Here is a 26730-nt window from a genome sequence, read left to right as displayed (position 1 = left end):
AATCGTCTATTCATTCCATCACATGTCCGGCCGGCTCGCTCCGGCCCATCCGGTGGAGTTTCCCGCAATGATCGTCCGTTTTGGCCTTCTCGGCGCAGGCCGTATCGGCAAGGTTCACGCCAAGGCCGTGACCGCCAATCCCAAAGCCCGGCTCGTCGCCGTCGCCGATGCGATGCCCCAGGCCGCCGCCGACCTGGCCGGCCAATATGGCGCCGAAGTGCGCACCATCGAGGCCATCGAAGCCGCCGCCGATATCGACGCCGTCATCATCTGCACCCCCACCGACACCCATGCCGATCTGATCGAGCGCTTCGCCCGGGCCGGCAAGGCGATCTTCTGCGAAAAGCCGATCGATCTCGATGTCGAGCGGGTCAAGGCCTGCCTCAAGGTCGTCGATGCCGAGGGCGCCACGCTGATGGTCGGCTTCAACCGCCGTTTCGATCCGCATTTCCAGGCCGTCAAGGCCGCCATTGCCGAAGGGCAGATCGGGGCGGTGGAAATGGTCACCATCGTCTCCCGCGATCCCGGCGCGCCCCCGGCCGATTACGTCAAGCGCTCCGGCGGCATTTTCCGCGACATGACCATCCACGATCTCGACATGGCCCGCTTCCTGCTCGGCGAGGAAATCGATACCGTGTCCGCCCAGGCCTCGGTACTGGTCGACAAGGCCATTGGCGCCGCCGGCGACTATGACAGCGCCTCGCTCATGCTGTTCACCGCCTCGGGCAAGCACGCCACCATCTCCAATTCCCGCCGCGCCACCTATGGCTACGACCAGCGCATCGAGGTGCACGGCTCCAGGGGTGCCGTCGCCGCCGAGAACCAGCGCCCGGTCTCCATTGAAATCGCCAGCGCCTCCGGCTATACCCGCCCGCCGCTGCACGATTTCTTCATGACCCGCTATACCGAGGCTTATGCCCGCGAAATCAGCGCCTTCATCGATTGCGTTGAATCGAAATCTCCGGCCTCGCCCAGCGGCGCCGACGGCCTGATCGCCGTGGCGCTGGCCGACGCGGCGCTGAAATCAGTGGAGGAGGGCAGGGCGGTCAAGGTCAGCGAAATCACCGGGCCACTGGCCGACAAATCGGTCTTTCAGGGCCGCTGAGCGCGTCCTGTGACGGCAATGATCCAAAGGGCGCCATGACGGCGCCCTTTTTCCATCACGCTATGCACGATCCAAACCCCGATGATCCCATGAAATTCCTGCCCCTGATCGCCAGCCTCATGCTTGTTCCCCCCGCCTTTGCCCAGACCGCCGAGCCCCATTCCGTGTTCAGCCTGCGCGGCGAATGCCAGCAATTGAGCATCGGCGACGAGGACATCCGGGACATCTGCGGCGATGAAATCATGCAGGTGGTCTACACCGACAGCACGATGGAACTGGCCATCTGGACCACCGATCCGAGCGGGCGGTTCCTGGTGTTCGCCGGATCGGTCGAGCGAACGGCCGAGGGCCTCGCCCAGCAGATCGATCGCGTCATCGAGGGCAGGGACGGCAGCGGCGACAACAATGTCGAGCAAGCCGCAACGGGCCGGTGCGAATTGATCGGCAACCCGCAACACGGCCCCGCCCGTTATCTCTGCGAGGCCATCGGCAAGGATGGCACTCGCTATGGCTTCGCCTTCCTCACCGACGGCCAATTGCCGGAAAGCATGCTGGACTAGCTATTTCAGCATCCACTCGTGTTCGGGCGCATTGTGGAATTTCCACACCCGCTTCGGCCCGGCCATGACATTGAGATAATAGAGATCGTAGCCCGCCGTGGTCGCCACCGGATGATAGCCGCGCGGTACCAGGGTCACGTCGCCATCCTCGATGGCCATGGCTTCGTCGAGGCTCCGGTCATCGGTATAGACCCGCTGGAAGCCGAAGCCCTGGGGCGGGTTCATGCGGTGATAATAGGTCTCTTCCAGCTGGCTTTCATGCGGAAGATTGTCCTGGTCGTGCTTGTGCGGCGGATAGGACGAGGTATTGCCCTGCGGCGTGATCACCTCGACCACCAGCAGCGCATGGGCCGCGCCGTCATCTTCGGGCATGATATTGTAGACGTGCCGCACATTGGCGCCCTTGCCGCGCGTGATGCGCGGATGCGTGCCCGGCGGGATCGCCCGGGCGTGGAAATCCCCGCCGCCCGGCGCCGAGCAGATCGCCAGTTCCAGGTCTGTGCTCGCATCCACCGCCCAGTTCCGCCCCGCTGGCACATAGAGCGCCCATGGCGCGCCCTCGAACGGGCTCATCCGCTCGCCCAGTTCGCCGAAATCCTCGCCATCCACGGCAAAGCGCCCCTTGCCCGAAACCAGCACCAGGCACACTTCCCGCTCGCCCGTGGCCTCGCCATAGGCTTCGCCCGGCGCCAGCCGGTGCAGCCCGAAGCCCACATGCGTCCATCCCGCCGAGGCGGGGGTTACGTCATGGATCCTGCCGGTCTTGCTCGTCGGCCGGACGAGGAGGGGGGATTTGCTCATCGGAAGTCTCCTCCTTGGGGAAGGTGTAGAAGAAATTATAGGCCACATAGGCCAGCGCCGCGCCCACCAGGATCGCCCAGAACATGTCCTGGGTGAACAACAGCTCCCAGCCCAGCCACAGCGCCAGGAACACGGCCACCGCCACGCGCCGCCATAGCGGCCGGAACCATTTGAGATCGTTTTCCTTGAGCGCCATCCCGCCGCCTCCCGCTTGCTTCAATCCGGCAAGGCTTTAGCACAGCCCGTTCAAAAGATTCAGTCTTTCGGAAAACCCTGCGTCTCGACCTCGTATCCGGCCGCCTGCATCACCCGCATCAATTCGGCATGCCCCACCTGCGCCATTCTGAGCGGCGGATTCCTGACCGGGTCCTGCTCGGCCTCGACCACGAACCAGCCTTCATAGCCATGATCGGCAAAGCGCTGCACGATGGCCCCGAAATCCAGCGACCCGTCGCCCGGCACCGTGAAGGCCCCCAGCGCCACCGCATCGAGAAAGCTCTGCCGGCGCCGGTCCAGCCCGTCCACCACCGCGCGGCGGATATCCTTCACATGCACATGGTTGATGCGCTTGTGGTGCCTGTCGATGGCGCCCAGCACATCCCCGCCGGCAAAGGCCAGGTGCCCCGTATCGAGCAGCAGCGGAATACCCTCACCGGAAGCCGCCATGAACGCATCCAGCTCCGCCTCCGTCTCCACCACCGCCCCCATGTGATGATGGTAGGACAATGGCATGCCCTCATCGGCACACCATTCCCCGAACGCCGTCACCTTGCGCGCATAGGCCTTCATCTCGTCATCGGACAGCTTCGGCTTCCGCGCCAGCGGCACTTCCCGCTTGCCCTGGATGGAGCGGCCCACCTCGCCATAGACGATGCAGGGCGCGTCCACCGCCTTGAACAATTCGATCATCGGCGCGATCCGGTCCTTATTGGCCGAAAGCTCCTCGTCCACCAGCGTGCCCGAAAACCAGCCCCCGCACAGCGTCACGTCGGCCGCCTTGAGAATAGGCAGCATCACCGCCGGATCGTCCGGAAACCGCCGCCCCTTCTCCATGCCGGTAAACCCGGCCGACCGCGATTGCCGCAGGCATTCCTCCAGCGACACGTCATCGCTCAATTCCTTGAGATCGTCGTTCCACCACGCAATGGGCGACATGCCGAGTTTGGCTTTCACTTCGTCTTCTCCTGCGCCGCGGCGCTAAATCCCTCACCCGTCTCGGCCTTTGGCCGATCCACCCTCTCCCACAAGGGCAGAGGGGTGAGCCGGTGGTTGATTGAACTCGGTGCCCCCTTCTCCCCTCGTGGGAGAAGGTGCCCGAAGGGCGGATGAGGGGGGCTTTTCTCACCCCGCCCGTTGCGCCCGCAATGCCTTCACATAAGCCTCGCGCGCCGCGTTGACGCTGGGCCGCTCGCTCACCTCCGGCACCGCCACGTCCCACCAATGCCCGCCGGCCTCGGTGGTGATCAGCGGGTCGGTATCGATGACGAAGACATGCACGCCCGCCGCGCCCTCGCTTTCCGCCAGGGCCGCCTCCAGCTCGCCTACCGAGGCTACCTTCCTGGCCTTGGCGCCCATGGCGGCGGCATGCGCCGCGAAATCCACATTGGGCAGGTCCATGTGATAGGTGTCGCGGAACAGATTGTTGAAATTGGCCCCGCCGGTCGCCATTTGCAGCCGGTTGATGCAGCCGAACCCGGCATTGTCCAGCACCACGATGGTGAGCCGCACGCCCATCATCGCCGCCGAGACGATTTCCGAGTTCATCATTAGGTAGGAGCCGTCTCCCACCATCACCACCACGTCCTGGTCGGGCCGCGCAATGGCCACGCCCAGCCCGCCGGCGATTTCGTAGCCCATGGTCGAAAACCCGTAATCGAGATGATACGAGCCTGGCCCGTCGGCGCGCCACAGCTTGTGCAATTCGCCCGGCAGCCCGCCCGAGGCGCAGACCAGCACGGCCTTGCTCCGCCCGCGCTGCACCGCCCCGATCACCTGTGCGTCCGAGGGCAATTCGGCATTGGAAGAAGCCCGCGCCGCATCGGCATCCACGAGCCAATCCTCTTTCAATTTCAACGCCTTCTGCGTCCAGGCGGAATCAACCTGCCAACCCATCAGCGCCGCATCCAGCGCTTCCAGCCCCACCCGCGCATCGGCAACCAGCGGCAGGCCATTATGCTTGTGCGCGTCGAAGGCCTGCACATTGAGCCCGACGATTTTGATGTCTTCGTTCTTGAACAGCGCCCAGGAGCCGGTGGTGAAATCCTGCAACCGCGTCCCCACGGCCAGCACCAGGTCGGCCTCTTCTGCCAAGAGGTTCGATGCCGAAGTCCCGGTCACCCCCACCGAGCCCATATTGAGCTCATGCACGTGGGGCAGGGAACTCTTGCCCGCCTGCGTCTCCATCACCGGAATGCCATGCTCCTCGGCAAAGGCGGCCAGGCTGTCGCTGGCCTGCGAATAGAGCACGCCGCCCCCCGCGATGATCACCGGTTTCCTGCTCAGCTTCAGCGCCGCCGCCGCCTGCGCGAATTCGTCGGCATCCGGCATGATCCGGCGCGGCACCCAAACTTTTTCGGCAAAGAAGCTCTCCGGATAGTCATAGGCCTCCGCCTGCGTATCCTGGCACAGCGACAAGGTCACCGGCCCGCATTCGGCCGGGTCGGTAAGCACCTGCATGGCGCGGCGCAAAGCCGGAACGATCTGTTCGGGCCGCGTGATCCGGTCGAAATACCGGCTCACGGGCTTGAAGCAGTCATTGGCCGAAATGGTGCCGTCGCCGAAATCTTCCACCTGTTGCAGCACCGGGTCGGGCAGGCGATTGGCAAACACGTCGCCGGGCAGCAGCAGCACCGGAATGCGGTTCACATGCGCCAGGGCCGCCGCCGTCACCAGGTTCAGCGCGCCGGGTCCGATCGAGGTCGTCGCCGCCATGAACCGCCGCCGGAAATTGGCCTTGGCATAGCCGATTGCGGCATGGGTCATGCTCTGCTCGTTCTGCCCGCGATAGGTCGGCAATTCGTCCTTGACCCCATGCAGGGCCTCGCCGATCCCGGCCACATTGCCATGCCCGAAAATCGCCCAGACCCCGCCGAAGATCGGCACCGTCTCACCATCGATAACGGTCTTCTGTGCCGTCAGAAACCGCGCCACGGCCTGCGCCATCGTTAGTCGAATTGTCTTCTGGCTCATTGCCGTTTCCTCAAACTTTCGTTCTGTCGAGGGCCCTGAACCCCCTCCCAAGCTGCGCTAGGACCCTAAAAGGGTCCAGCTGCGCTACCCTCCCCTCAAGGGGGAGGGTGATTTGCGCCTGAGGCACTGTCTCGCCACACTCACCACCTTCACCCTCCCCCCTTGAGGGGAGGGTAGCGTCGCTAGGCCGTAAAGGCCGTAGCAAAGCTAGGGAGGGGGTTCGGGCTCACCCGCATGCCGCCAAGGTTCAATTCCCTTCCCATATCTCCACCAGCGCCCCGAAGCGCTGCGCCATGTCGGCCACCGCCTCCTCGTCGCTCATCCGTCCGTCCAGCCAGGCCCGCGCCGCCTCCGCGAAGATGGTGCGGCCCACGGCAAAACCCTTGACCGTGCGCGCCGATCTGGCGGCGGCAAAGCCGCGTTCCAATTCCTCCTGCGGCGCATCCAGCCCCAGCAGCACCACGCCGCGGCAATAGGCATCGCGAGCCTCGATCACCGCATCGGTCTCGGCCCAGGCGGCCGCGTTGGGCTGCGGCTCCAGCTTCCACCAGTCCGGCTTGATCCCGGCATCGTAAATCTCGGTCAGCGCCCTGGCCACTGTGTCATCGTGCAGCGGCCCATGCTTGCCGGCAATGATTTCGACGAGGATTTCGCGGCCGATCTTGCGCGCTGCATCGAACGCCGCGCGCAGCTTTTCGATCTGCTCGTGCCGCAGCGCCTCGGCATCGTCGGGATGGAAGAAGCACAGCACCTTGATGCAATGATCCACCGGCCATTCCACCAGCCGCGACCCCAGGTCCTGGGTGAATTCGAATTGCAGTGGCCGCGAGCCGGGCAGTTCGATCGGCTTGGCCACCCAGAAATCCTTGAGCGCGCTGGCGGCATAAAGCGCATCGCGCCCATATTTGTCATCGATCAGCATGCCGAAGCCGTCGCGGCCATTGGCCACCTGTGCCGCCGCCTGCACCGCCAGCACCTTGAATTGGGGCAGCCGCGCCAGCTTCTGCGCATCGCCGCCGGCCATCTCTTCCAATTGCACGCGATGGTCCACCGCCAGCGCCATCAGGCTCGGAAACTCCCGCCGCCGCGTCGTGGCCCAATGCACGTGGTTGATGGCCTCGTCCTTGCGCAGCGCCCGTTCGCGGCTGCCGTTTTCGAGGAAGAATTGCAGCTCCGTCCAGGTGGGAATTTCCGGCGCACAGAGCAGGCGGCTCACCGCGAAGGCGCCGCAGGCATTGGCCCAGGTCGCGCTGGTCGCGTGGCTTTCCCCGCGCAGCCAGCCGCGCAGGAACCCGCTCATGAAGGCGTCGCCGGCCCCCAGCACGTTATAGACCTCGATGGGAAAACCCTTGCCGACAATGCCGTCCTCGAGATCGTCGGGGATCGGTCCGTCATAGACGATGCAGCCCATCGGCCCGCGCTTCAGCACGATCACGGCGGCGGAGAGCGACCGGATTGTCCGCAGCGCCGCATGCAGATCCTCGGCGCCGGCCGCGATAAGCACCTCTTCTTCCGTGCCCACGATCAGGTCGCATTCGGGCAGCACAGTCTTGAGATGGGCCGATACCATGTCGGAGGCGATATAGCGGCTGTCGCCGGCATCATGCCCGGCCAGGCCCCAGAGATTGGGCCGGTAATCGATGTCGAACACCACCTTGCCGCCATGCGCCCGCGCGATCTGCATCGCCTTGCGCTGCGCCTTGTCGCTGTGTGGCTTGGCAAAATGGGTGCCTGTCACCAGCACGGCCTTTGCCCTGCGGATGAAGGCGTCCTGAACGTCCTCTTCGTTCAGCGCCGCATCGGCGCAATTGTCGCGATAAAAGATCAGCGGAAAGGATTTGTCGTTCTCGACCGAGAGCAGCACCAGCGCCGTCAACCGTTCGGGATCGGTTACGATTCCCGCCGTCTCGACGCCCTCGCGCTCCAGCTGTTCGCGGATGAAGCGGCCCATCTGCTCGTCGCCCACCCGGGTGATCAAAGCCGATTTCAGCCCCAGCCGCGCCGTGCCTACGGCGATATTGGTGGGGCAGCCGCCGACGGATTTGGCGAAGCTCCCCACATCCTCCAGCCGGGTGCCGATCTGCTGGCCGTAAAGGTCCACCGAGGCACGCCCGATGGTGATGACGTCCAGTTCCCTGTCCGTGGCATTGCTCTGGCCGGTGGGCACCACCATCCCTCCCTGCGACTGCGTTCCGAATGATGTCACAATGAAACATGAATTCCACTGTATCACAAGATAGAACGTACGTTCTATTTGCGCGCAATCACCGGAATTGCCGCTTCTCCGCCACCGAAACCGTCAGCGCCATGGCGAAGGCCATGCTGGCCGAGAGCGAGCGGAACCCGCCATGGTCGGCCTCCACCAGCTCGAACCAGATATCGGCATGCTCGGCCAGCGGCGAAAGCGCCGAATCGGTCAGCGCCACCAGCGGCACGCCATTGCCCGCCAGGGTCCGCGCCTGGGCCGCGCTTTCCGAGGCATAGGGCGAAAAGCTGACGGCAAAGCCGGCATCGTTGGGCCCGGCCAGCGCCAGCAGGTCATCGTCCACCCCGGCCGCGCTGCCCGCCAGTTGGTAGCGGACCTTCAGCTTGCCGAAGGCATAGGCCATATAGGCCGCGATGGGGTAGGAGCGCCGCTTGGCCACCAGGTAGATCGTGTCCGCTCCGGCCAGGATATCCACCGCCCGCTCGAACGCCGCCGGGTCGATGGCGCTGGACAGCGCATCGAGGCTGGCATGGGCGGCCGCCACGAAGCCGGTGAAGATCGCCGCGCTCTCCTCCACCGCCAATCCATCCGCCGCCAGCTTGCGCAACCGTTCCTCGTAGGAGGCGTTCCGCTCCCGCAACCGGGCCCGGAAGATTTGCTGGAGGCCCGAAAATCCCTCGAAGCCGAAGGACTGGGCGAAGCGCACCAGGGTCGAGGGCTGCACCCCGGCCGAATGGGCGATGCTGGCCGCGGTGCCGAAGGCGATCTCGTCGGGATGGTCCAGCGCATAGGCCGCCACCTGCACCAGCCGTTTGGGCAGGTTCGCCTTGCGCTCCAGGATGGCGCTGCGCAGGCTGTCGAAATCTTCCGCGGCGCTGATGATGGCTTCGGGCATGGCCGTCTCCATGGAATGTTCGTTCCAGATTTGGAACAGATCGGCGGCGCGTGCAAGAAAAAGGCGAGATCGCTCACGCGATCCCGCCTTTTGCGAGGGTCGGGGGTAACAGTCTGTTAACCAATTGCCTGCCGGCGTCAGGCCGTAGCCAACCCTTGAGGCGCCTTATTGTTCTCCGACCAGAAGATATAGGCGGAAGCCAGGACGATGAGGATGGCCCCCGGCCAGAACCAGACGGAAGGCACCTGGCCCAGCGCGATCCAGCCGACGATCCCGCCCAGCAGCACCTTCACATCCGAGAAGGGCTGGAGATAAGTGGCGTCGGCATCGCGATAGGCGAAGGCCAGCAGATATTGCGCCGCCGCGGTCAGCGCGCCCAGAAACAGCAGCAACCACAAGCCGTTACCTTCCGGCAGCGCGAAGGGGAAGCCGGTCGCCAGCCCCGCCGGCAGCACGCCGCCCAGCGCATTGACCAGCAGCAGGATGGCCAGATGGTTCGGCGTCATCAGCACCAGCAGCGACACGGTCAGCGTCTCCGGCCGCTCCCCGCGCAGGACGAGATATTTGGTCAGGATATCGGTCGTCGCCCACAGCGCCGACGCCAGGATGGGCACGAAAGTATGCCAGCCCAGCCCTTCCGTCCCGACGCCCGAAATGATGATCGCCCCCGCAAACCCCAGCAAAGCCGCCAGAATCCGGGCCGTCGAGACCTTTTCGCCCAGGAACAGCACCGAGCCGACAATGATGAAGAGCGGCCCGGTGGCCAGCAGCGTCACCATCTGCCAGATCGGCACGCCGGAGGCGAAGCCATAGACGAAGACATGCACGCCCAGCGCCGAAACGAAGGCGCGGATTTCGTGCGCGACCGGATGGCTGGTCCGCAAATTACCAAGCCCGATCCGTAGGATAAGAGGCGGGGCCAGCACCGAGGCGATGACATATTGCCAGAAGGCCATGCCGGTCGAGCTCATGCCATACTGCCAGGGCAGCACCGATTGCAACGTATTGGCGCCGGCAAAGGCAAGGCTTGCCGCCAGCATGAACGATGCGCCCGAAACGGCGCCGTTCGAAGAGGAAATCTGGTTCATTCGTCGTCCTTTCCGTAACCAGTTTCCCCAGGGTTACGGGAGACGACAGGCCGCAATGACGCGGCCCAAAGGCCACGCGCGCCGGCCGGCGCTTGATCCCGTTCTCTTTCATCCGGACTATGACCGTCGGCTCCGGAATCACACCGGATCTGCTGACCTCCCGAACCGGGAGCGCTCGCGGGCTCGACATCGCTGCCTTACCGCCGGTGGGGAATTACACCCCGCCCTGAGAACAATGCAGGCGAACCTGCAACGACGAACTTAGGCAAGGCGGCCCCTCTCCGCAAGTACGCACAAAGGTGTAACTGTGCGCGATCAGCGAACGGTGAAGAGAATTTGTTCGTTTTAGTCGGCAGGGTGTTGCGCTTGGTGGTTGGCTGCCTGTCGACCACACCAAAATTGCATTGCTTTCCGTATTGAAGCGAATTAAACAAGCGAACCCTTGTTTAATATGTTTCCCCATGTCCGATCTTGTCGAAGGCCGCTGGGCCGAGATTTTTGGGCCGCGCTATCTGCCGGTCACCACCATCCTTGCGCTTGGTGTCACGCTGTTCGCTTTCAACGCCTTTCTATCCGCTGCCGCCCTGCCTTCGGCGGTGCATGAACTGGGCGGGGTGGAGGTCATTTCCTGGGCGACCACGCTCTATCTGGTCTTTGCCATCGTCGGCGGCGCTGCGGCCGCATTGCTCAAGCGTCGCCTGGGCTCGCGCGGTTCATTGGTGGGGCTGGCCATCGTCTTCCTGATCGGCACGCTCATCGCCGCCATCGCCAACGATATGACTCAGGTTCTGGTCGGCCGCGCCGTTCAGGGCTTCGGCGAGGGCGTCGTCGCCGCCCTCTGTTTCGCGCTGATTCCCGAGCTGTTCCCCAGCCGCCTGGTGCCCAAGGTCTTCGGCATGCAGGCCGTGGTCTGGGCCGTGGCCGCCTTTGGCGGGCCGGCCGGGGCAGGGGCGCTGACAGAGTTGATTTCCTGGCGTGCCGCCTTTCTCATCAACGTGCCCTTCGTACTGATCTTCGTGGCCATGGTGCTGCTGGTGGTGCCACGCGGTGAACGGCCGGTGGAGGCCCACGGCTTTCCGGGCCTGCGGCTGCTGACCATCGGCGCGGGCACCATGCTTGTCGCCCTGGCGGCCGTGACCGAGCCAGCACAGGCGGCCCTGCTGCTGGTGGGGGCTGCCGTGCTGCTGACGGCGGCGGTCTGGCTGGACAGGCGGGCCGATCAGCGCCTGATGCCGCCCGATGCCTTCTCGCTGCGCAGCGCGGTCGGCTCGGGGCTTTGGGTCTTTCTGCTGATGCCGGTGGCCGGCGCGGCGACGGCGGTCTATCTCATCATGCTGCTGCAGCAGCTCTGGGGCTATGGGCCGACTCAGGCTGCCATTACCGGCGCGGTCATGGCCGTTGCCTGGAGCCTATCCTCGGTGACGGTGGCCAATGTGCGCCAGCGCGCCACCCGGCGCATCCTCATCCGCAGCGGCCCGCTCTTCCTGGCTGGCGGCCTGGTCCTGGTGCTGTTGGGGCTGGAATGGACGCTGCTGCCGGTCCTACTGGTGGGGCAGGTGGCCATCGGCATGGGTTTTGGCATGTCCAATGGCTACATCATGCTGACCATCATGGAGGCCAGCACCGCCGCCGAGCGCGACCGCACCTCGGCCCTGCTGCCCACCACCCAATCGGCCGGCAATGCCCTGGGCGCGGCCCTGGCGGGCGTGGCGGCCAATGCCGCCGGCTACCCCCACGCGGTGGGCAATGCCGATGTGCTCGCCTCGATCGTGCCGCTCTTCGTGATGGGGGCCCTGTTCGCGGTCCTCGCCTTCCTAGCTGCCCTACGGCTGACGCAATTGGCCAAGGTGACGCCGCTGGCGACCTTTGCCGAGGAATAGCGGGCCTTCAAAGCAAAAGTAGACCTCATCCTGAGCTTGTCGAGGGGCGAGGTCGTGGCACCCAAGCCTCAGCATGCCCGACCTCGTGGTTCGACAGGCTCACCACGAGGTCTCCTGGATAGCGCGTGAAACGCTCCCCTGCACTTGCTTTCCGACGTCATTGCCGGGCTTGTCCCGGCAATCCAGTTTGCGCGATGCATCGAATGGACCACCGGGACAAGCCCGGTGGTGACGATGGGGGATGGGTGGGCGCGCCTCAGCCCTGTTCCAGCCACTGCAGCTGTTCCGGTGTCAGCTCGATTTCGAAGGCCTTGAGGCTGTCTTCGAGCTCCACCAGGCGGCGGGGGCCGATCAGGGGCACGCTAGGGAAGGGCTGGGCCAGCACATAGGCCAGGGCCACGTGGATTGGGGAATGGCCCAGCTGCTGCGCCAGTTCGATCGCCCGGTCGCGGCGGCCGAAATTCTGGTCATTATACCAGACCCGAACCAGTTCCTCATTGTCGCGCTTGTCCCGCCCGGCCAGGTCGGTGAAGAAGCCGCGCGCCTGGCTCGACCAGGAGAAATTGGTGACCTGACGATCGATGAGCCATCGCTTGAAATCGGGGGTGGAGGCGGTGACGCAGCCGGCCCAGATCGGATCGAGCATTTCGGCCAGGGCGAAATTGTTCGATAGCGCCTGGGGTGGCGTCTTGCCGTTCGCCCTAGCATAGGCGATCGCCTCGTCCATGCGCTCGTTGGTCCAGTTGGAGCCGCCGTAAGGTCCGCGAATGCGGCCGGCTTTGACCTCGGCATCCATGGCATCGACGAATTCGCCCACCGGCACGTCGAGATTGTCGCGATGCATGAAATAGACATCGACATAATCGGTCTGGAGGCGATCCAGCGACTGGGTGAGCTGTTTGCCGATGACGTCGGGATAGACCAGCGGCGAATGGGCGCCCTTGCCGATCAGCACCGCGTCTTCGCGCACGCCGCGACTTTTCTGCCAGTCGCCGAACAGCTTTTCGGTATAGCCCCCCGCATAGATATAGGCGGTGTCGAAGACATTGCCGCCGCGCTCCCAGAAGGCGTCGAGCAGGATGGCGCCGGAGGCGAAGGTGCGGAAATCCTCAAAGCCCAGCGCCACGGCCGAAGCCTGCTTGGCGAGGCCCGGAATGGCGCGCTTGGGGATAATGCCCTGATTGGGGCCGAGCGGGCGATTGTCGAGCGTGCGGGTGCGCACCGCGGCCTTTTCGATGGAGAATTCGATCCCCGCATCGGCACGCCATTTGTCGAGTACGCGCAGATTGCCCAGCGTGTCGTTCCAGCTCATGCCCGGGGCGTCGAATTCCTGTTTGCCCGCCAGAATGGCCAACGAAGCGGCCTCAGCCTCGAAGGAATAGACATGCGCCGTCTCGTTGACGCTGACACTCTCGGTCTTGCCGCCCTTGACGATGTCGATGCGGCCCAGGCCCTGGTCGCGATTGCCACCGGCGAACCAGAAATCGGGCACCTCGATCCGTCCATCGGAGCCGTGGATGCGCAGCACATTGTCGAGATTGACCATAACCGCGCAGGCGACCTGGGCCACGAGTCCGTTGTCGAAGGTGAGCAGGGCAGCCGCCCAATCGTCCGTGCCCTCTGCATTGAGGCTGGCCGTGCCGGCAACCTTGACCGGCTCGGCAAAGGGCTTGCCGGCCACGGCCCCGGCCAGCAGCCGTGCCATCGACACCGGATAGCAGCCCACATCCATGATGCCGCCGCCGGCCAGTTCCGAGGCGAACAGGCGGTGCTGCGGCTGGAAACGGCCCATGCTGAAGCCGAAGCTCGACTGGATCATCCGCACCTCGCCGATGGTGCCGGACTTCACCAGGTCGAGGATTTTCGCAGTCTGCGGATGCAGTCGGTACATGAAGGCCTCGCCCGCGAAGGTGCCGGCCTTGCGATGGGCATGGAATACCGCGTCGGCTTCGTGGGCCGAAAGGGCGAGCGGCTTTTCGACCAGCACATGCTTGCCTGCCTCGGCCGCCTTGATGGCCCATTCGGCGTGGCCCGTATGCGGGACGGCGACATAGACGGCGTCGATGTCCTTGTCGGCCAGCAGGGCGTCATAGCCATGCACGATGCGAGCGCCCGGGAAATCAGTGACCAGGCCCGGCCGGTCCGGATTGCGGGTGGCGATGGCGGCGAGCTCACCGTGCTGGCTGCCCTTGAGGCCGTCGCGGAAGGCTTTGGCGATGCTGCCGGGCCCGATGATGCCCCATCGTATTTTCGAAGTCATTTTGCAGTCCTGTCAGGGAGGGAAGTCTAGCGGAGCCGTCGGCCCTGCTTGTCGAAAAGGTAGGCCTTGGCCGGATCGATGGAGACGGTGATGGTCTCCGCGCCGTCCTCGTTGCGCGATTCCTCGCGCTCGATGATCAGTGGATCGCCCTCAGTGCGGGCATAGACGTAGCTGGTCGTGCCCAGATGTTCGGCGACGTCGACTTGCACGCTGAGATCGGCGCCGCCGGCGCCCGAGGGCCCGAAATGCTCCGGCCGCACGCCCAGCACGACCTCCTCTCCCAGCTCAGCCCCGCTCACCGGCAGCACCAGCTTGATATCGTCGTGCTGCGTCAGCGCGATGGTGATGCCAGCCGGTGATTTCTCGACCACCCTGGCGGCCAGGAAATTCATCTTTGGCGAGCCGATGAAGCCGGCGACGAACTGATTGGCGGGGTCGTCATAGAGGTCGAGCGGCATGCCTGCCTGCTCGATGACCCCGTCGCGCAGCACCACGATCTTGTCGGCCAGCGTCATCGCCTCGACCTGGTCGTGGGTCACGTAGATGATGGTGGTCTGCAATTCCTTGTGCAGCCGCGCGATCTCGATACGCATATGTACACGCAATTCGGCATCGAGATTGGAAAGCGGCTCATCGAACAGGAAGACCTCGGGCTGGCGCACAATGGCCCGGCCGATGGCGACGCGCTGGCGCTGCCCCCCGGAAAGCTGCCGGGGCAGGCGGTCTAGCAACGGCTCGAGCGCCAGGATGCGCGCGGCTGCATTCACCTGCCGGTTGATCTCCTCTTTCGGCACCCGGGCGAAGCGCAGGGCGAAGCCCATGTTCTCGCGCACTGTCATATGCGGGTAGAGGGCATAGGTCTGGAACACCATGGCGATGCCGCGCCGGGACGGATCGACATCGTTCATGCGGGTGCCGCCGATTTCGAGGTCGCCGGCGCTGATCGTCTCCAGCCCCGCGATCATGCGGAGCAGGGTGGACTTGCCGCAGCCGGAGGGACCGACAAAGACGACGAATTCCTTGTCTTCGACCGTGAGGTCGACGCCCTTGATGACTTCCAGTGCGCCGAAGGACTTGCGAACGCCGCTAAGCTTTACGCTGCTCATGGATGGTGCACCTTATTTGACCGCGCCCAGCATGCCTTCGACGAAGCGGCGCTGGAGCAGGAAGAAAATGATGAGGGTGGGCAGGGTGGCGAAGATCGAGCCGACCATCACGACCGCGAAGTCCGGCGTATAGCCCTGGCTGAGCGTTGCCACGACGAGCGGTAGCGTCTTCATGTCATTGGTCTGCAGCACGATGAGCGGCCACAGATAATTGTTCCAATGCGTCATGAAGACGATGATGGTCGCTGCCGCATAGGTGGAGCGCATCACCGGCATGTAGACGAACAGGAAGATCTGCCATTCCTTCAGCCCGTCGATCCGCGCGGCATCGCGCAGCTCGTGCGGAAACGCTTTCGTCGCCTGGCGGAAATAGAAGATGATGAAGATCGAGGCGACCGATGGCAGGATGATCGCCTGATAGGAATTCATCAGCTTCAAATTCGCCATCAGGATGAAGAGCGGGATCATCAGCGCCGCGAAGGGCACCGAGAGCATCAGCAGCATGACCGCGAACACCCTTTCGCGCGTCCGCGAGCGGAACACTTCGAACCCGTAACCGGCGAGTGACGACACCAGTAGCGTCAGCACGGTGCCGACCCCGGCGATGAAGAAGGAATTGAAGACCACGCGCGGCAAGTCCGCCGACGTGAAGAACACCTCGATATTGCGCCAGAGAGCATCGCCGGGCGTTGCCTTGCCGCGAATGAGATCGGCATTGGTATTGGTCGATCCGATGACCATCCAGAAAAATGGAAAAACCGATACGAAAGCCGCCAGGCTGAGCGCGACATAGGTGGCGCCACGGCCGATCAGGGCGAGGGGATTGCTCATGCGCGACGATCCCTTACTGCCAGGAACTGCAGGAAGCTCAGGATGGCGACGAGGATCACGATGACATAGGACACCGTGGCCGCGTAGCCGAAGCTCGGCATGAACTTGAAGCTCAGATTGTAGATATACATCGAGAGCGTGAGCGTGGAATCGGACGGGCCGCCTTGGGTCAGAAGGTTGGGTTCGTCGAACAATTGCAGCGTGCCGATGGTCGAGATCACCGCGGTGAACAGGATGACCGGCTTCAGCATCGGCACGGTCAGATACCAGAACCGCGCCCAGGCCGGCACGCCGTCGATCCTTGCCGCTTCATAGATCGAGCGGTCGATGTTCTGCATGGCGGCCAGGTAGAAGATCATGTTGTAGCCGGTCCACCGCCAGGTGATGGCCGCAATCACCACCACCTTGGCCCAGAACGGATCGGCCAGCCACGGGATGGGCGAGCCGATGATATGCAGGCCCATCAGCATCTGGTTGATGATGCCGTCCGCCGCGAACATGGCCTTGAAGGTCACAGAGTAGGCGACCAGCGACGTGACACAGGGCAGGAAGATCGCGGTGCGGAAAAAGCCGCGCCCCCAGATGTTTGGATTGTTGAGCGCATTGGCGAATAGAAGGGCCAGGACCAGCATGATCGGCACCTGGATCGCCAGGAAGATCAGCGTATTGGTCAAGGCCCGCATGAAGATCGGGTCCTGCGTGAGGCGGATGATATTGGTCAGCCCGCCAAAACTGAATTGCATGCCTCGCCCGACCTGGAAACTCATCCAGAGCGACCAGATGATCGGGTAGATCATGAAAATGCCGATAAGGATCAGGGCGGGCATGACGAAAGCCCATCCATTGATCCGTTCGTTGCGCGCCAGATGCGATTGCGCCACGCTCTCCTCCCCTGCCAATTCCCAATACCCCGGTACCGATGATCCAGCGTGATGCCGCATCATCGATGACCCCCGCCCATGGGCGGGGGCCTCGGGGAGACCGGAAGCGGACGAACCGCCTCCGGATACCTTGTTACTGGGTCTGCTGGCGCACCTGAGCGTCGATCTGGGCAACGATCTCGTCGATATTGCCACCGCCGGTGATGGCGGGGATTTGCGCGACCACGGCGGCGTCGGCCTCTTCGGTGAAGATGCCGTAATTGACCGGCGGGATTTCCGCGAGCCAGGTGGAGAAGTTCTGCCAGACGGGTTCGCCGCCGAAGAATTCGTCGCTGGCCTGGTAGGCCTCGCCTTCGCGCGCCGCCAACAGCGACCCGAGGGCGCCTTGGTTGACAAGGATCTTCTGATAGAAATCGACGTCCTGGCCCCAGACGCTGGCGAGGAAGTCGATTGCGGTTTCCTTTTCGGGAGCCGAAGACAGCACGTACCAGCTCGAGCCGCCCAGATTGGAGGCGTTGACCGAGGCGTCGATGTCACCCAGGCGCGGTATCGGAGCCACGGCCCACATGCCGGACTGGTCCGGATTGGCCTTGATCGTGGCGGTCATCCACACGCCGGTCGGCGTTGCCAACGTGTCGCCGGAGGTGAAGCTGCCGGTATATTCGGTCCAGCCGGCAACCGGCTTGGTGATGTCGGCGGTCAGCAGACGCTGATAGGTCTCGAGCGTGCTCTTGAAGACCGGATTATCGGCAATCGTCGGGTTACCGCTGGCGTCGAAATACCAGGAGCCGGCGGACTGCATCATGATGCGGAACAGGTCGGAGGCGTTGGGGTCGATCGGCAGCAGGGTCTTGCCGGTCTTTTCCTTGACGCCCTTGCCGATCTCGATGAGCTGGTCCCAGGTGATGTTTTCAAGGTCGGCGGCGCTGTACCCGGCTTCGGCCAGCGCGTCGGAACGATAAAACAGACCCGTCACGCCGGAATCGAAGGGCATGGAATAGGTCTGGCCGTCCACGGTGGAGACTTCCACCTTGTAGGGCGCAAAGGCCGAGTAGTCGATCTTGCCGGTCAGCGGCTCGAATGCGCCGGGGAACGACAACAGGTATTTCTGAGCGCGATAATCCTCGACGAGCACGATGTCGGGAAGGCCGTCGGTCGAGCCCGAAGCGAGCTGCGCCTGCAATTTCTGCTCCATGGCCGCCTTGTCGAAGACCTGGATGTCGATTGTGGCGTCGGGATGTTGGGCCTGATAGCGCGAGAATGCCTCCTCCATCGTCGCGCCATTGAAATTGGGGTCCCAGCACCAGACGGTAATCTGCTGTGCGGCGGCCACCGAAATGCTGAGCATGCTGATGCCCGCGAGGGCGCCGGCGAGCTTGAAGCCCCGCCGAGTCGTGTTGCTAGACATAGAGTCCTCCCTTTTTATTTGCTCTTCCTCCGAGCGCTACATAAGTTAGTCGTCCTGTAGGTACCGTCACTCTCATTGGGTATGCGGATTTGGCGGAAAGTAAGATTAGTCGTACTTATTATGTCCCCGAAGCCAACGGGGTCGAACGCCTGCCGACGGCTCTCTCCATGTTCCATACTTCACCGGCCATCATGCGCGCGCCGCACTGGCATGCCCAAGTGGAGGTGAACTACATTTCCCGAGGCTGGGCGCATTACAATATGAGCGGCCATGAGGTGACCTTCACCGAGGGTGATCTGGCCCTGTTCTGGGGTGGATTGCCGCATTGGCTCGACGATGCCTCGGATGATCTGATCTATGCCGGCGGGCATCTGCCGCTGGTGCATTTCTTCCGCCTGCGCCTGCCATCGGACGTGCAGGCCCGGCTGATGCAGGGCGCAACCCTGGTGACGCAGGCCACCGACGGGGCAGATCCGATCAATTTCGCTCGATGGCATCTCTATACGCGCTCCGGCGATCCGATGAAGGCGAGCCTGGCGGTGGATGAGCTCCTGTTGCGCATCGAGCGCATCCGCTTTTCGCCCTATAGCCTCTTGCCCGACAGCCGGCCGGTGGCCGATGCCGGCGGGCTCGACCATCACGCCTCGCCCATCGTGGTGCGCATCTGCGAATATATCGCCGACAATTTTCGCGAGGACATCGATTCCGTCGACATTGCCGTGGCTGCCGACGTGCATCCGAAATATGCGATGACGGTGTTCAAGAAATCCACCGGCATGACGCTAAACGATTATATCAACCTCATGCGCCTGTCCTATGCCCAGGCCATGCTGATGCATGACGATGCCAGTGTGCTTGCCATCGCCATGGAGAGCGGTTTCGGCTCGCTCAGCGCCTTCAATAAATCGTTCCGCAAGGTTGCCGGCATGTCGCCCAGCGATTTCCGCCGCGATGTCAGGGGGCGGCCCGCCGTGCAGATGGCTGTCCAGTCGGCGCCGGACAGGCCCTATAATTGAATGCCGCGCGGGGGCAGGCGGCCCCCGGGGCGGTGCGATGGAATCGCCGGCCGTCGCGGCCGGGGCATTCTTCAGACCCGGCTCTGGCCGAGCACCACCATGGTCAGCAGGGCGGCGGCGCCGAGAACCCACAGGGCAGCGGCGAACAGGCTGAAATTGCCGATGAAATCCAGTTCCTTGTCGTTGTCATTGGCCATCGCGGCCTCCCTTTTTCATATTGTCCGGATCATGACCTAGCAGCCCCCCGCTCGAGGCGCAAATTTGGCCCGCGCTATCCCCTGGGAATGCTGCCTCCCTTATAGGCGATCTGCTGGTTCATCGGACGCCGCTGCGCCGGAATCTCCAGCCTCGCTCGGATTTTCCCGCGCTTTGTGCGCGTCAGGCGAATTTTGGGGCTTGCCTCAAAAGCCCCCTTTGCCTATGTGTCCGGCAGTCGGGGCGTAGCGCAGCCTGGTAGCGCATTTGTCTGGGGGAAGCATGCCCAGAACAGAAATCTCCGAAACACCCCAATCACTTAGCATGTTTCTTTCCTCGTGTCGCGGGACTTCTCGCGGGACTTGATGCTTCGAGCGCTGCACGCACATCTTCGGCCATCGCATGCGCGTATTTCGTCGTCGTTTTGATGTCCTTGTGGCCCAGGAGCACTTGGGCAACGCGAAGGTTCGACTTCCTGAGCACACGGGTTGCGGCAGTGTGCCGGGTATCGTGAAAGCGAAAGTTCTCGACTCCAGATTTTGCGACGGCGCGCCGCATGGCCGTCTTTAGCCCGTGCTCCGTCATAGGGTAGCGCTTGCCTTTCACCAGGTCCCGCGCGCCATGCCTACGGGTGCGCTTCGCCTCGAAGGTGAACACGAATTCCTCGTGCATGCCCCGCTGCGCCCAGAGCAAATCAAAGGTCCGCTGGTTCATTGGGATCGTGCGCTCTTTGTCGCCCTTGCCTAGAACGGTGAATTGGCGCCCAAAGAAATCTACTTTCGGCCACCGAAGGCCGATGATTTCCATGCGCCGGCATCCATTCACGAATGCGAACTCGACCGCAGCGTCATATCCGCGTTCGAGCTGGTCCATGATCTTGCTCTCTTCGCCCCGGCTCGCCTCGCGCACGCGTTCTTGGGGCTCCGCCAGCATGTGACTGCCCCAATCGACTTCGCCGGTGCGCACCTTCCAAGTCTTCGCAGCGCGCAACATGACTTTGCGTAGAGGCTCCGTGCAGGTCCGGTTTACAGTCGCGGCACCGACGGTCTTCGTGCGGCTCTCCGCCTTTCCGACTTGCCGAATTTCGCCTCGGCGTTTTGCAACCAGGGCAGCAACGCGGTTGTCGTCAATGTCGATCAGAAGGGTGGTGCGCCCTATTGCCTTCGTCAGCCAATCGAGAGCAGCGGCGGTGACGTGCGCGTTTTTATGGTGCTGGCCGACCTCTAACCACCAGCGGGACGATGCGAGTTCCCAAGTTCGGGGCGCATCCATTGCCTCTTCCGTGGCAACGGTAGCGCGAGCCTCTTCCTTCTTGGTCCGTTCTACGGCCTCGGCTGCTCGCTTGTTTTTCTCTTCCGTGCTGCCGAGAAATCGACGACCCTTAATCCAGAAGTCGTAAGAGTAGATTTCGGAGCCTTTGCGCTTGAAGACGGACATGCGGTCATCCTCTGCGCCATCATGAAGGCGCTCAAATCATCCGGGTCGTATCGGCGGGATGGCCGTTTCTGGCCAAGGCCAACATTGATGAATGGCAACTTGCCGCGATCAGTGAGCTTCAGCAACTGATCAGTCGAAACTCCCAAGCGCTCGGCGGCCTCTTTCGGGGTCAGCAAAGCCATGGCATTCTCCCTCCATGACCCCATCCCAAGCCGATCAGCGCATTATGCTCTCCCGCCGAACCCTGCACCGGTACAGGGCGATGATAGACGCTGGCACTATCCCGAGTGAGGATATTGCCCTGATTGGAGCAGAGATCGACCGATTGGTGGACATCGCCAGACTGGTCCCTGACAAGGCCGCAAAGATTGCCACACTCATCGGGCAGTGGCGGGATTTGCTGGTGGCCATCCGAGGGAAGCTGAACTAGCATCACTTCCCCTCCTTGGCGGCTTGGATTCCCGACAGGACTTTGCCGAGATGTTTCCCGAACGACACCGGGAAGAGGATGAACCACAGAGAGATTGCGAAAGCGAACGACGCCGCCAGTGATACGGTCATCATTCCCCGCCTCCCTGAGATAGAGCAGCGCGAGGCGTGAACGATAAGTCTATGAAGCAACCCGGCGCAGCTATTGTCAGCGAATAGACGATGCGGCCATGCTCTCTGATCTTGGGGTCTCCAGGGATGCGCTGGATAGCGAACTCAGACGTTATGGCATCGACTACTGCGTGAGGGTCGGCAGCATCGTCAGTCCACGGCACACAGATCAGATCCGCATCCTTGGCGAAACTGCCGTGGACTGCCATTGCATAACCGTGGTTGCGCGCGATCTCCGCAAGCTCGGGATATAGGCCGGCATAGACTGGTGCATAGTTGGCGGCCTTCATGTCAGGGCTCCGCCCCGCAGTGAATGCAGGATGGCACGTGGACCCCCGTGCGGTCATATTCGTGACCAGCTTCTCCGTTCTCGTGCTCAGCGAACCCGCAACAATCCATGCAGATTGCCTTCTCCGGCTTCTCAGCATCCCATATCGCAACCCACCTGCTATTTCCGCAAACGCGGCAGGGCGGGCTTTTCATCTCTTCTATCTTACCCATCTGCCTGTTCCTTCTGGAGAGTGGTGCGGGCGGCTCGGATTGCAGTTGTGTATTCAGCCTCGTCTTTGGCCTCTGCCTCAATAACGCAGTGGCGTCCGCACCCAACAGTGTCGGACACACGGCTAAGTACGTCGCCGAGCGCCTCCTCAAGGGCTTTGATGCGGACCTCTGCGGCTTCGCGCTTCTCCATCTCTTCGCGCGCAATTCTGCCGAGTTCGTCAGCTAGATTGACAAGCCTCTGTTCAGCAATCACTTCGCCAAACCGGTTGCAATCGCACTCGTCGTCTCGGGTCACCGTGCCGCAAGATTGGCACCACATGTCGGGTCCAGTACGCTTCCTCAGCGCTTCATTCTCCTCGGTAAGGCGAAGGACTTGGGCTTCGGCAGTTTCCGCGCGGGCGACGGCGCGATCAAAGTTCCGATCCATTTTAAAGAACCGTTGCTCCCAACGATCCCTTTCCGCCCGCATAGCCGCAAGGGCTGATTGGGCTTCCCGCATGATCGCGGCGGCGGTTTCACCGTCTGGATTGACCAAGCGCCAGTCCTCGCCCGAGTGGTCGATGCGGTGCAGAAACGCTCGCTCTATGTCTGTTGCGGCCGAAAGCAGTCGCTCGGAAAGTTCGTCCATCTCCGAGGGAGAAGGAGAGGCTGCGTCAGTCATCGGCTGTTCCTCCGGGTATTCCCCTGGCTTCATTGTGGCGCGTTCTGCGGAGATGCGATCTAGGAGTGCGCGGAGTTCGTCGTCGTCCAGTTCCCTGCTCATGGCTTATCGCTCCCGCTCTGTGGCTTCACGGAAAGGGCGGCGGTGAGGGCGGCGCGCATGGCGATCTTATTGCGCGGGTCGCTTAGACCGTCAGGCCAAGCCTGTACCGCCCGCTCCACCATCTCATCCGTTACCGCCACCGGCTCTTTATTGGATGGAGAGGCGTAGAGGGGTTGGACGTTGGGATGATCGGCCCATTCGTCAGGAACCTGCTTCCAAGCTCCATCGCTTTTGCGGAAAAGGCCAACCGGCTCTCCCTCTGCTGATGAGAGGTCAGGCCCATAGCCTCCAGCCTTTTCCCAACACGGTTCCGAGCAAGTCCAGCGGCCATCCTCTAGCTGGCATTCCGTGCCGCCGTCGCCTTCGATGGTGGACAAGCCTGTTTTTCCGCACATGCAGCACTGCGTGTCTGCTGGTGAGAGGTCGAGGGCAGAGAGGATGCGGCGCTCGTAATCGGCTTGGGCGGCGGCTTTGGCTTCTTCTTCCGAGTTTGCCCAGCCCTTGACAGCATAGCCGACAACGAACCAATAGAATGTGCCCTTACATCCTTCGCCGGACGCGGTTGCCACAACGTACCAGTCGATTGAGGTCTTGGCGTCCCAAGCCCAATTTACCTCGTGGATTGCACGACGTTCGCCCCAATCAAGCGCCTTCACCCTCACCCCCACGCCTCCGGGTATAGAGGCGCGGAGGGATTCGTCGTTCACACTCATTGGATTGCACTCCAATTCTTGCCTCGGCCTGCTTGGCGGAGTGTGCCGTCGCTCACCCCAAACTCTGCGGCCATCGATGCGTAGGTTTCACCGCGCGCCTTGCGCTCTCGGATCTGTCGCACGGCCTCGCCCGATAACTTCCGATTGGGCGCACGGTTTTTGCGCACCATGTCATCGGTGTTGTCCTTAGCAGACCCTAGAAAAAGATGGTCTGGGTTGATGCAGGAGCGATTGTCACACCGGTGCAGCACCATTTGGCCATCAGGGATCGGGCCGACATTCGCCATCCAGGAAGCTCTATGTGCCTTAGCTTTCTTGCCGCGAAACTGGACTTGACCGTATCCACGATGGTTCACGCTCTGTAGCCAAATCCAACAACCAGAGTTTGGCTCCGGGATGCTGGCGCTCCATAGGCGCTCTGCTTCAGATATCTTGGTCATGATTGCCTCCGGGCCATGATATCGCCCTCGAATTTCGGTTTGGGTGGTGTGGTGGCCCGACGCTGGTTATTCCCGCTGCCGAGGCGCTGGGTGGCCCATTGATGCTTCTGCCGGCCGATGTTTTTGGCCTTATCCGAAACACGCTTGGTCTTTGCCTGAACCGGAATATCCAGCGTGGCGGTCTTGTGCTTGTGGCAAGGGACGCAGCAGACGACGCAGTTTTCCAGGACGTCGCTTTCTTCCATCGTCGCCGGAAGCGGGTAGTGGTCATATTCCTTGCGCTTGCCATCCAGAGGCGTGTTGCAGCGTTGGCCCGGTTGCAGGCCATAGGCAACGCCAACCGCCTCGCAGAAGCCGCCGGATCGTGCGAAGGCTTCGCGCATAGTGGATTTCTTGAACTCGTAGCGGCGGGATCTAGCCATTGGCCGGCCCTTTCCTGCCGAGGGCGATTTCCAGGAGGTCGCGCACGGCCTTGGCTCGTGTCTCTACGCGGTTCCGGTATCGCCATTCATCTATGGCCTCGACTTCTGCATCGTTGACCATGACGATTAGGCGCCGGTCCCGGACCTGTTCAACAGTCTCGCCGTATCGGTTGAAGCCCTCGCGGTGATGCGTTCGATCTGCGCGCTCTTGGTCTGTGAGCTTTCTCATGCAGCCATCCTCCGGTCAGGGTCATAGGCAAACCGATCCGGCGGGATGGTCAGCACGATCCCGAACTCGGAATGGCGCCGGAACATGAGGTCCAGATACTCGGTCATCTGCTTGACCTTCATCAGGCTTGTGACTGGCATTTCGGTGTCGCGGATCAGGTCGAGTTTGTCGGCATGGGGCAGGGGCCGCACGATGCGGTCATAGGTCCCGCAGAACTTCTCGGAATCCCTGCGCATGATCGGCACGCCGATTTCCAGCTTGCACCGCGCGCGTACGTCCTCAATGTCCTCGCCGGTCTGCTCAGAGATTTCGCCGTACCATTTGAAGGCGAGGCGGTTCTGCTCGGCGCTCCGGTCCAGACCTTCGGTAATGTCCACGGTGAAGGGCAACTTCCGACCGTCGAGGAAGGTCTTGAGCATGGCCAGGTCTTCGGGGGTACGGATTATCCGGTGGCTCATCACCCGGCCCTCATAACCGACAGCACCCGCGTAGAGTGCTTGGCCGCGATCTCTTTAAATCGTACCTCGTCCTCAGCGTCTGGATTGGTGAGCGCGAACCGCCGTTCCCAATAGACCACCCGATCAGAGAGCTTCTGAAAGTCGGTGTATGCGGAAAGGTCTTTGTCCATATCGGGGAGGGTCATGGCGCCGGCTCCACATAGGGGCCGAGGTCAGACACCTTCAATAAGGGCAGGTCCATTGTCTGGACGCCAAGTTGGCCGTTCTTTTTGAGGACGCGACCGCTTACATCATCGGAGCGCCAGCCTTTGCGAAACTCTTCAACCAGAATGGTATACTCGGGTGAACCACTCCATCGGCTCCCCTTGACTAGGTGACCCTTCAGGCCCGTCGCATCGAGGCGGGCTTCTTTTAGCCGCGCCTCCGCTTCCTGCACCGCCCGCGTGGCTTCCGCCCTTCGGCCCTCAGCGGCCTTGAGCTGCCGTTCCAGTTCTTCAATGCTGTGTTCACTCATCAATTAATCGGCGGTTGGCTCTTAACCACCATTGCCCGGAAGCAATGGCCCGCCGTCCCTTCGTGGAGAATTATGCGGCCATGGCGTCGGGAAGCCCGTACTTGCGGGTCAACTCGGCAACCGTGGCGTCAATTTCGGTGAGGAAGGCCGACACTTCGGCTTCCAGTTCGGCAATGCGGGCGTCGTCCCGTGGGAGGCGCTTTACGAACAGCCGCATGTTTTCCGGCAGGCGCGGATCATAGGATGCGAAGTCGCACCACTGGCGGCCCGTGCAGGCCATCTGCCAAAGCATCTGGCTCTCGTACTTGCCGGGGATGGTTTCGCTGCGCAGCGTGTCGAGATGCGTTGCCGTGTTCGGGCATTTGATCTCGATAAGGCCGTCGATGCCGATCAGGCCATCTGGGCTGGCGCCAGACATGGCAATCGTCGGGTGATCGACAAAGGCCACCTGTTCCACTTCCACGTCATGACGAAACTCATAGGCAAGCCGGGCATCCGGCTCCTGTTCGGTGCCCCACTGCATTGCGGCGTTGGAAAAGCTCTCGGCAACGTCGCCAGTCAGCCGCTCGGCAATGAGCTGGGCGGCATAGTTGGCGCGGGAGGCCGAATAGCCGGTTTTGGTCTTGGCGATGACTTCCGCAACGCGGGAGGCGGTGACCTTTCCGAGGCGCATTGCGAACCAGTCAGCGGAGCCTTGTTCGATCTCGCTCATGACCGCGCCCCTTTCGAGCGGATCATGGCTTCGGCCTCTTTCAGCCGGGATTGCGGCAGGTCATCAAGGTATTGAACCTTGAGGCGCTGGCACAGCAGCTTGGCATTTGCGCCGTATTCTTCGACCAACGCTTGCAGGTCTAAGATTTGGTCTTCGGTGAGCGGGGGGCTCGCCGCGGCTACGTTGCCGTCATTGTCGCCTTCACCCACCGATACGTTGAAGATCATCCGTAGCAGGTAGCGCATTGCGTAGGATTGAGCCGCGCCGACCGCATGGGTCTTCGTCATCACGTCGCCGCCCTTGGCGCCCTTGCCATCGGCAGGCATATCCTTGTGATAAATCCGGGTGTGGCCGGAATTGGTCACATGGCAGACGATACGGACCCAATCCGCCGGAGCGCCTTCGCCATCATTGAAGCTCAGAGCGAAGCCGTGCTTGGTGTAGATAGGTCGCAATACCCTATCGAGCTGCGCATAGTCGGTGACCTGAGCCCCAAGTCCCCTCCGGTTTTATGGAGAGT

At 62.6% G+C, this 26730-nt stretch carries 31 protein-coding genes and 1 riboswitch; of the genes, 4 read left to right on the top strand and 27 right to left on the bottom strand.

What is annotated here, in order from left to right; all coding sequences use genetic code 11:
- Nucleotides 1–67 precede the first annotated feature (67 nt).
- Together iolG and A3840_RS00135 are read left to right on the top strand one after the other, a co-directional pair.
- Entirely contained in the window at nt 68–1105 is a 1038-nt protein-coding gene (gene iolG, locus A3840_RS00140) for an inositol 2-dehydrogenase (RefSeq protein ID WP_067450353.1), read from the top strand.
- 89 nt (nt 1106–1194) lie between these two features.
- Entirely contained in the window at nt 1195–1665 is a 471-nt protein-coding gene (locus A3840_RS00135) for a hypothetical protein (RefSeq protein WP_131798194.1), read from the top strand.
- Here the strand turns inward: A3840_RS00135 and iolB are convergent, their stop codons facing one another.
- From iolB to A3840_RS00100, 7 genes are all read right to left on the bottom strand, one after another.
- Nucleotides 1666–2466, bottom strand: coding sequence for a 5-deoxy-glucuronate isomerase (gene iolB, locus A3840_RS00130; RefSeq protein ID WP_067450026.1), 801 nt, complete (start codon nt 2464–2466; stop codon nt 1666–1668). It abuts the gene before it with no gap.
- Nucleotides 2411–2662: a hypothetical protein gene (locus tag A3840_RS00125; RefSeq protein WP_067450023.1), complete on the bottom strand. Its 252-nt coding sequence runs from the start codon at nt 2660–2662 to the stop codon at nt 2411–2413. Before A3840_RS00125 ends, iolB begins: the two co-directional genes overlap by 56 nt.
- A 59-nt stretch (nt 2663–2721) precedes the next feature.
- On the bottom strand, nt 2722–3639 hold the full coding sequence (iolE, locus tag A3840_RS00120; RefSeq protein ID WP_067450020.1) for a myo-inosose-2 dehydratase: 918 nt from the start codon (nt 3637–3639) through the stop codon (nt 2722–2724).
- 168 nt (nt 3640–3807) lie between these two features.
- Nucleotides 3808–5655, bottom strand: a complete 1848-nt coding sequence (iolD, locus tag A3840_RS00115) for a 3D-(3,5/4)-trihydroxycyclohexane-1,2-dione acylhydrolase (decyclizing) (RefSeq protein ID WP_067450017.1) — start codon at nt 5653–5655, stop codon at nt 3808–3810.
- Between the two features lie 247 nt (nt 5656–5902).
- On the bottom strand, nt 5903–7822 hold the full coding sequence (locus tag A3840_RS00110) for a bifunctional 5-dehydro-2-deoxygluconokinase/5-dehydro-2-deoxyphosphogluconate aldolase (protein WP_245676523.1): 1920 nt from the start codon (nt 7820–7822) through the stop codon (nt 5903–5905).
- 97 nt (nt 7823–7919) lie between these two features.
- Nucleotides 7920–8756 (bottom strand): MurR/RpiR family transcriptional regulator, encoded by an 837-nt coding sequence (locus A3840_RS00105; RefSeq protein ID WP_067450350.1) that lies wholly within the window; start codon nt 8754–8756, stop codon nt 7920–7922.
- 137 nt (nt 8757–8893) lie between these two features.
- Nucleotides 8894–9844: a DMT family transporter gene (locus A3840_RS00100; RefSeq protein ID WP_067450010.1), complete on the bottom strand. Its 951-nt coding sequence runs from the start codon at nt 9842–9844 to the stop codon at nt 8894–8896.
- 96 nt (nt 9845–9940) lie between these two features.
- Nucleotides 9941–10082: riboswitch (FMN riboswitch) on the bottom strand.
- 223 nt (nt 10083–10305) lie between these two features.
- On the opposite strand from A3840_RS00100, the gene A3840_RS00095 reads away from it, so the two are divergent.
- Nucleotides 10306–11724 carry an MFS transporter gene (locus A3840_RS00095; RefSeq protein ID WP_067450007.1) on the top strand — a complete coding sequence of 473 codons (1419 nt, stop codon included), beginning with the start codon at nt 10306–10308 and terminating at the stop codon, nt 11722–11724.
- Nucleotides 11725–11980: 256 nt separating this feature from the next.
- Here A3840_RS00095 and A3840_RS00090 read toward each other — a convergent pair whose 3' ends face one another.
- The 5 genes from A3840_RS00090 to A3840_RS00070 form a co-directional block, all read right to left on the bottom strand.
- Nucleotides 11981–13984 (bottom strand): aldo/keto reductase, encoded by a 2004-nt coding sequence (locus A3840_RS00090; RefSeq protein WP_067450004.1) that lies wholly within the window; start codon nt 13982–13984, stop codon nt 11981–11983.
- A gap of 26 nt (nt 13985–14010) precedes the next feature.
- Nucleotides 14011–15090 (bottom strand): ABC transporter ATP-binding protein, encoded by a 1080-nt coding sequence (locus A3840_RS00085; protein WP_067449997.1) that lies wholly within the window; start codon nt 15088–15090, stop codon nt 14011–14013.
- Between the two features lie 12 nt (nt 15091–15102).
- A complete protein-coding gene (locus A3840_RS00080; RefSeq protein WP_067449994.1) occupies nt 15103–15921 on the bottom strand; it encodes a carbohydrate ABC transporter permease in 819 nt (272 codons plus the stop codon).
- Nucleotides 15918–16748, bottom strand: coding sequence for a carbohydrate ABC transporter permease (locus A3840_RS00075; RefSeq protein WP_067450347.1), 831 nt, complete (start codon nt 16746–16748; stop codon nt 15918–15920). Before A3840_RS00075 ends, A3840_RS00080 begins: the two co-directional genes overlap by 4 nt.
- Nucleotides 16749–16935: 187 nt before the next feature.
- Entirely contained in the window at nt 16936–18210 is a 1275-nt protein-coding gene (locus A3840_RS00070; RefSeq protein ID WP_067449990.1) for an ABC transporter substrate-binding protein, read from the bottom strand.
- 167 nt (nt 18211–18377) lie between these two features.
- Here A3840_RS00070 and A3840_RS00065 point away from each other — a divergent pair, with 167 nt between their 5' ends.
- Complete coding sequence (locus A3840_RS00065; RefSeq protein WP_082903523.1) at nt 18378–19226, top strand: helix-turn-helix domain-containing protein; 849 nt, start codon at nt 18378–18380, stop codon at nt 19224–19226.
- A 71-nt stretch (nt 19227–19297) separates the two neighbouring features.
- On the opposite strand, the gene A3840_RS20090 is transcribed toward A3840_RS00065, so the two are convergent.
- The 15 genes from A3840_RS20090 to A3840_RS00005 all read right to left on the bottom strand — a co-directional run bounded on the left by A3840_RS20090 (nt 19298) and on the right by A3840_RS00005 (nt 26665).
- Nucleotides 19298–19423 carry a hypothetical protein gene (locus A3840_RS20090; protein WP_281180520.1) on the bottom strand — a complete coding sequence of 42 codons (126 nt, stop codon included), beginning with the start codon at nt 19421–19423 and terminating at the stop codon, nt 19298–19300.
- A 313-nt stretch (nt 19424–19736) separates the two neighbouring features.
- A complete protein-coding gene (locus A3840_RS00060) occupies nt 19737–20858 on the bottom strand; it encodes a tyrosine-type recombinase/integrase (RefSeq protein ID WP_067449983.1) in 1122 nt (373 codons plus the stop codon).
- Nucleotides 20744–21040 (bottom strand): helix-turn-helix domain-containing protein, encoded by a 297-nt coding sequence (locus A3840_RS20220; protein WP_165603093.1) that lies wholly within the window; start codon nt 21038–21040, stop codon nt 20744–20746. Before A3840_RS20220 ends, A3840_RS00060 begins: the two co-directional genes overlap by 115 nt.
- Before the next feature lie 250 nt (nt 21041–21290).
- A complete protein-coding gene (locus tag A3840_RS20085; protein WP_281180518.1) occupies nt 21291–21422 on the bottom strand; it encodes a hypothetical protein in 132 nt (43 codons plus the stop codon).
- Nucleotides 21419–21748, bottom strand: a complete 330-nt coding sequence (locus A3840_RS00050) for a hypothetical protein (RefSeq protein WP_067449977.1) — start codon at nt 21746–21748, stop codon at nt 21419–21421. The genes A3840_RS20085 and A3840_RS00050 overlap by 4 nt, the downstream gene beginning before the upstream one ends.
- Before the next feature lie 203 nt (nt 21749–21951).
- Nucleotides 21952–22722, bottom strand: a complete 771-nt coding sequence (locus A3840_RS00045; RefSeq protein ID WP_067449974.1) for a nucleotidyl transferase family protein — start codon at nt 22720–22722, stop codon at nt 21952–21954.
- A complete protein-coding gene (locus A3840_RS00040; protein ID WP_067449971.1) occupies nt 22719–23435 on the bottom strand; it encodes a hypothetical protein in 717 nt (238 codons plus the stop codon). Before A3840_RS00040 ends, A3840_RS00045 begins: the two co-directional genes overlap by 4 nt.
- Nucleotides 23432–23875 carry an HNH endonuclease gene (locus tag A3840_RS18905; RefSeq protein ID WP_082903520.1) on the bottom strand — a complete coding sequence of 148 codons (444 nt, stop codon included), beginning with the start codon at nt 23873–23875 and terminating at the stop codon, nt 23432–23434. The genes A3840_RS00040 and A3840_RS18905 overlap by 4 nt, the downstream gene beginning before the upstream one ends.
- Complete coding sequence (locus tag A3840_RS00035) at nt 23872–24297, bottom strand: HNH endonuclease (protein WP_131798193.1); 426 nt, start codon at nt 24295–24297, stop codon at nt 23872–23874. Before A3840_RS00035 ends, A3840_RS18905 begins: the two co-directional genes overlap by 4 nt.
- On the bottom strand, nt 24290–24526 hold the full coding sequence (locus tag A3840_RS00030) for a hypothetical protein (protein ID WP_067449965.1): 237 nt from the start codon (nt 24524–24526) through the stop codon (nt 24290–24292). Before A3840_RS00030 ends, A3840_RS00035 begins: the two co-directional genes overlap by 8 nt.
- Nucleotides 24523–24945, bottom strand: coding sequence for a hypothetical protein (locus tag A3840_RS00025; RefSeq protein WP_131798192.1), 423 nt, complete (start codon nt 24943–24945; stop codon nt 24523–24525). Before A3840_RS00025 ends, A3840_RS00030 begins: the two co-directional genes overlap by 4 nt.
- 38 nt (nt 24946–24983) lie before the next feature.
- Nucleotides 24984–25169 carry a hypothetical protein gene (locus A3840_RS00020; RefSeq protein WP_067449959.1) on the bottom strand — a complete coding sequence of 62 codons (186 nt, stop codon included), beginning with the start codon at nt 25167–25169 and terminating at the stop codon, nt 24984–24986.
- Nucleotides 25166–25498: a hypothetical protein gene (locus A3840_RS00015; RefSeq protein ID WP_067449956.1), complete on the bottom strand. Its 333-nt coding sequence runs from the start codon at nt 25496–25498 to the stop codon at nt 25166–25168. The genes A3840_RS00020 and A3840_RS00015 overlap by 4 nt, the downstream gene beginning before the upstream one ends.
- A 70-nt stretch (nt 25499–25568) precedes the next feature.
- A complete protein-coding gene (locus A3840_RS00010; RefSeq protein ID WP_067449953.1) occupies nt 25569–26210 on the bottom strand; it encodes a lambda exonuclease family protein in 642 nt (213 codons plus the stop codon).
- Entirely contained in the window at nt 26207–26665 is a 459-nt protein-coding gene (locus tag A3840_RS00005) for an ERF family protein (protein WP_067449950.1), read from the bottom strand. Before A3840_RS00005 ends, A3840_RS00010 begins: the two co-directional genes overlap by 4 nt.
- Nucleotides 26666–26730: the final 65 nt, after the last annotated feature.

Origin of the sequence: Devosia elaeis (assembly GCF_001650025.1) — a bacterium.
Taxonomy (GTDB): Bacteria; Pseudomonadota; Alphaproteobacteria; order Rhizobiales; family Devosiaceae; genus Devosia; species Devosia elaeis.
The sequence above is the reverse complement of the archived record's forward strand: the minus strand, read 5'-3'. Positions and strand labels throughout refer to the sequence as shown.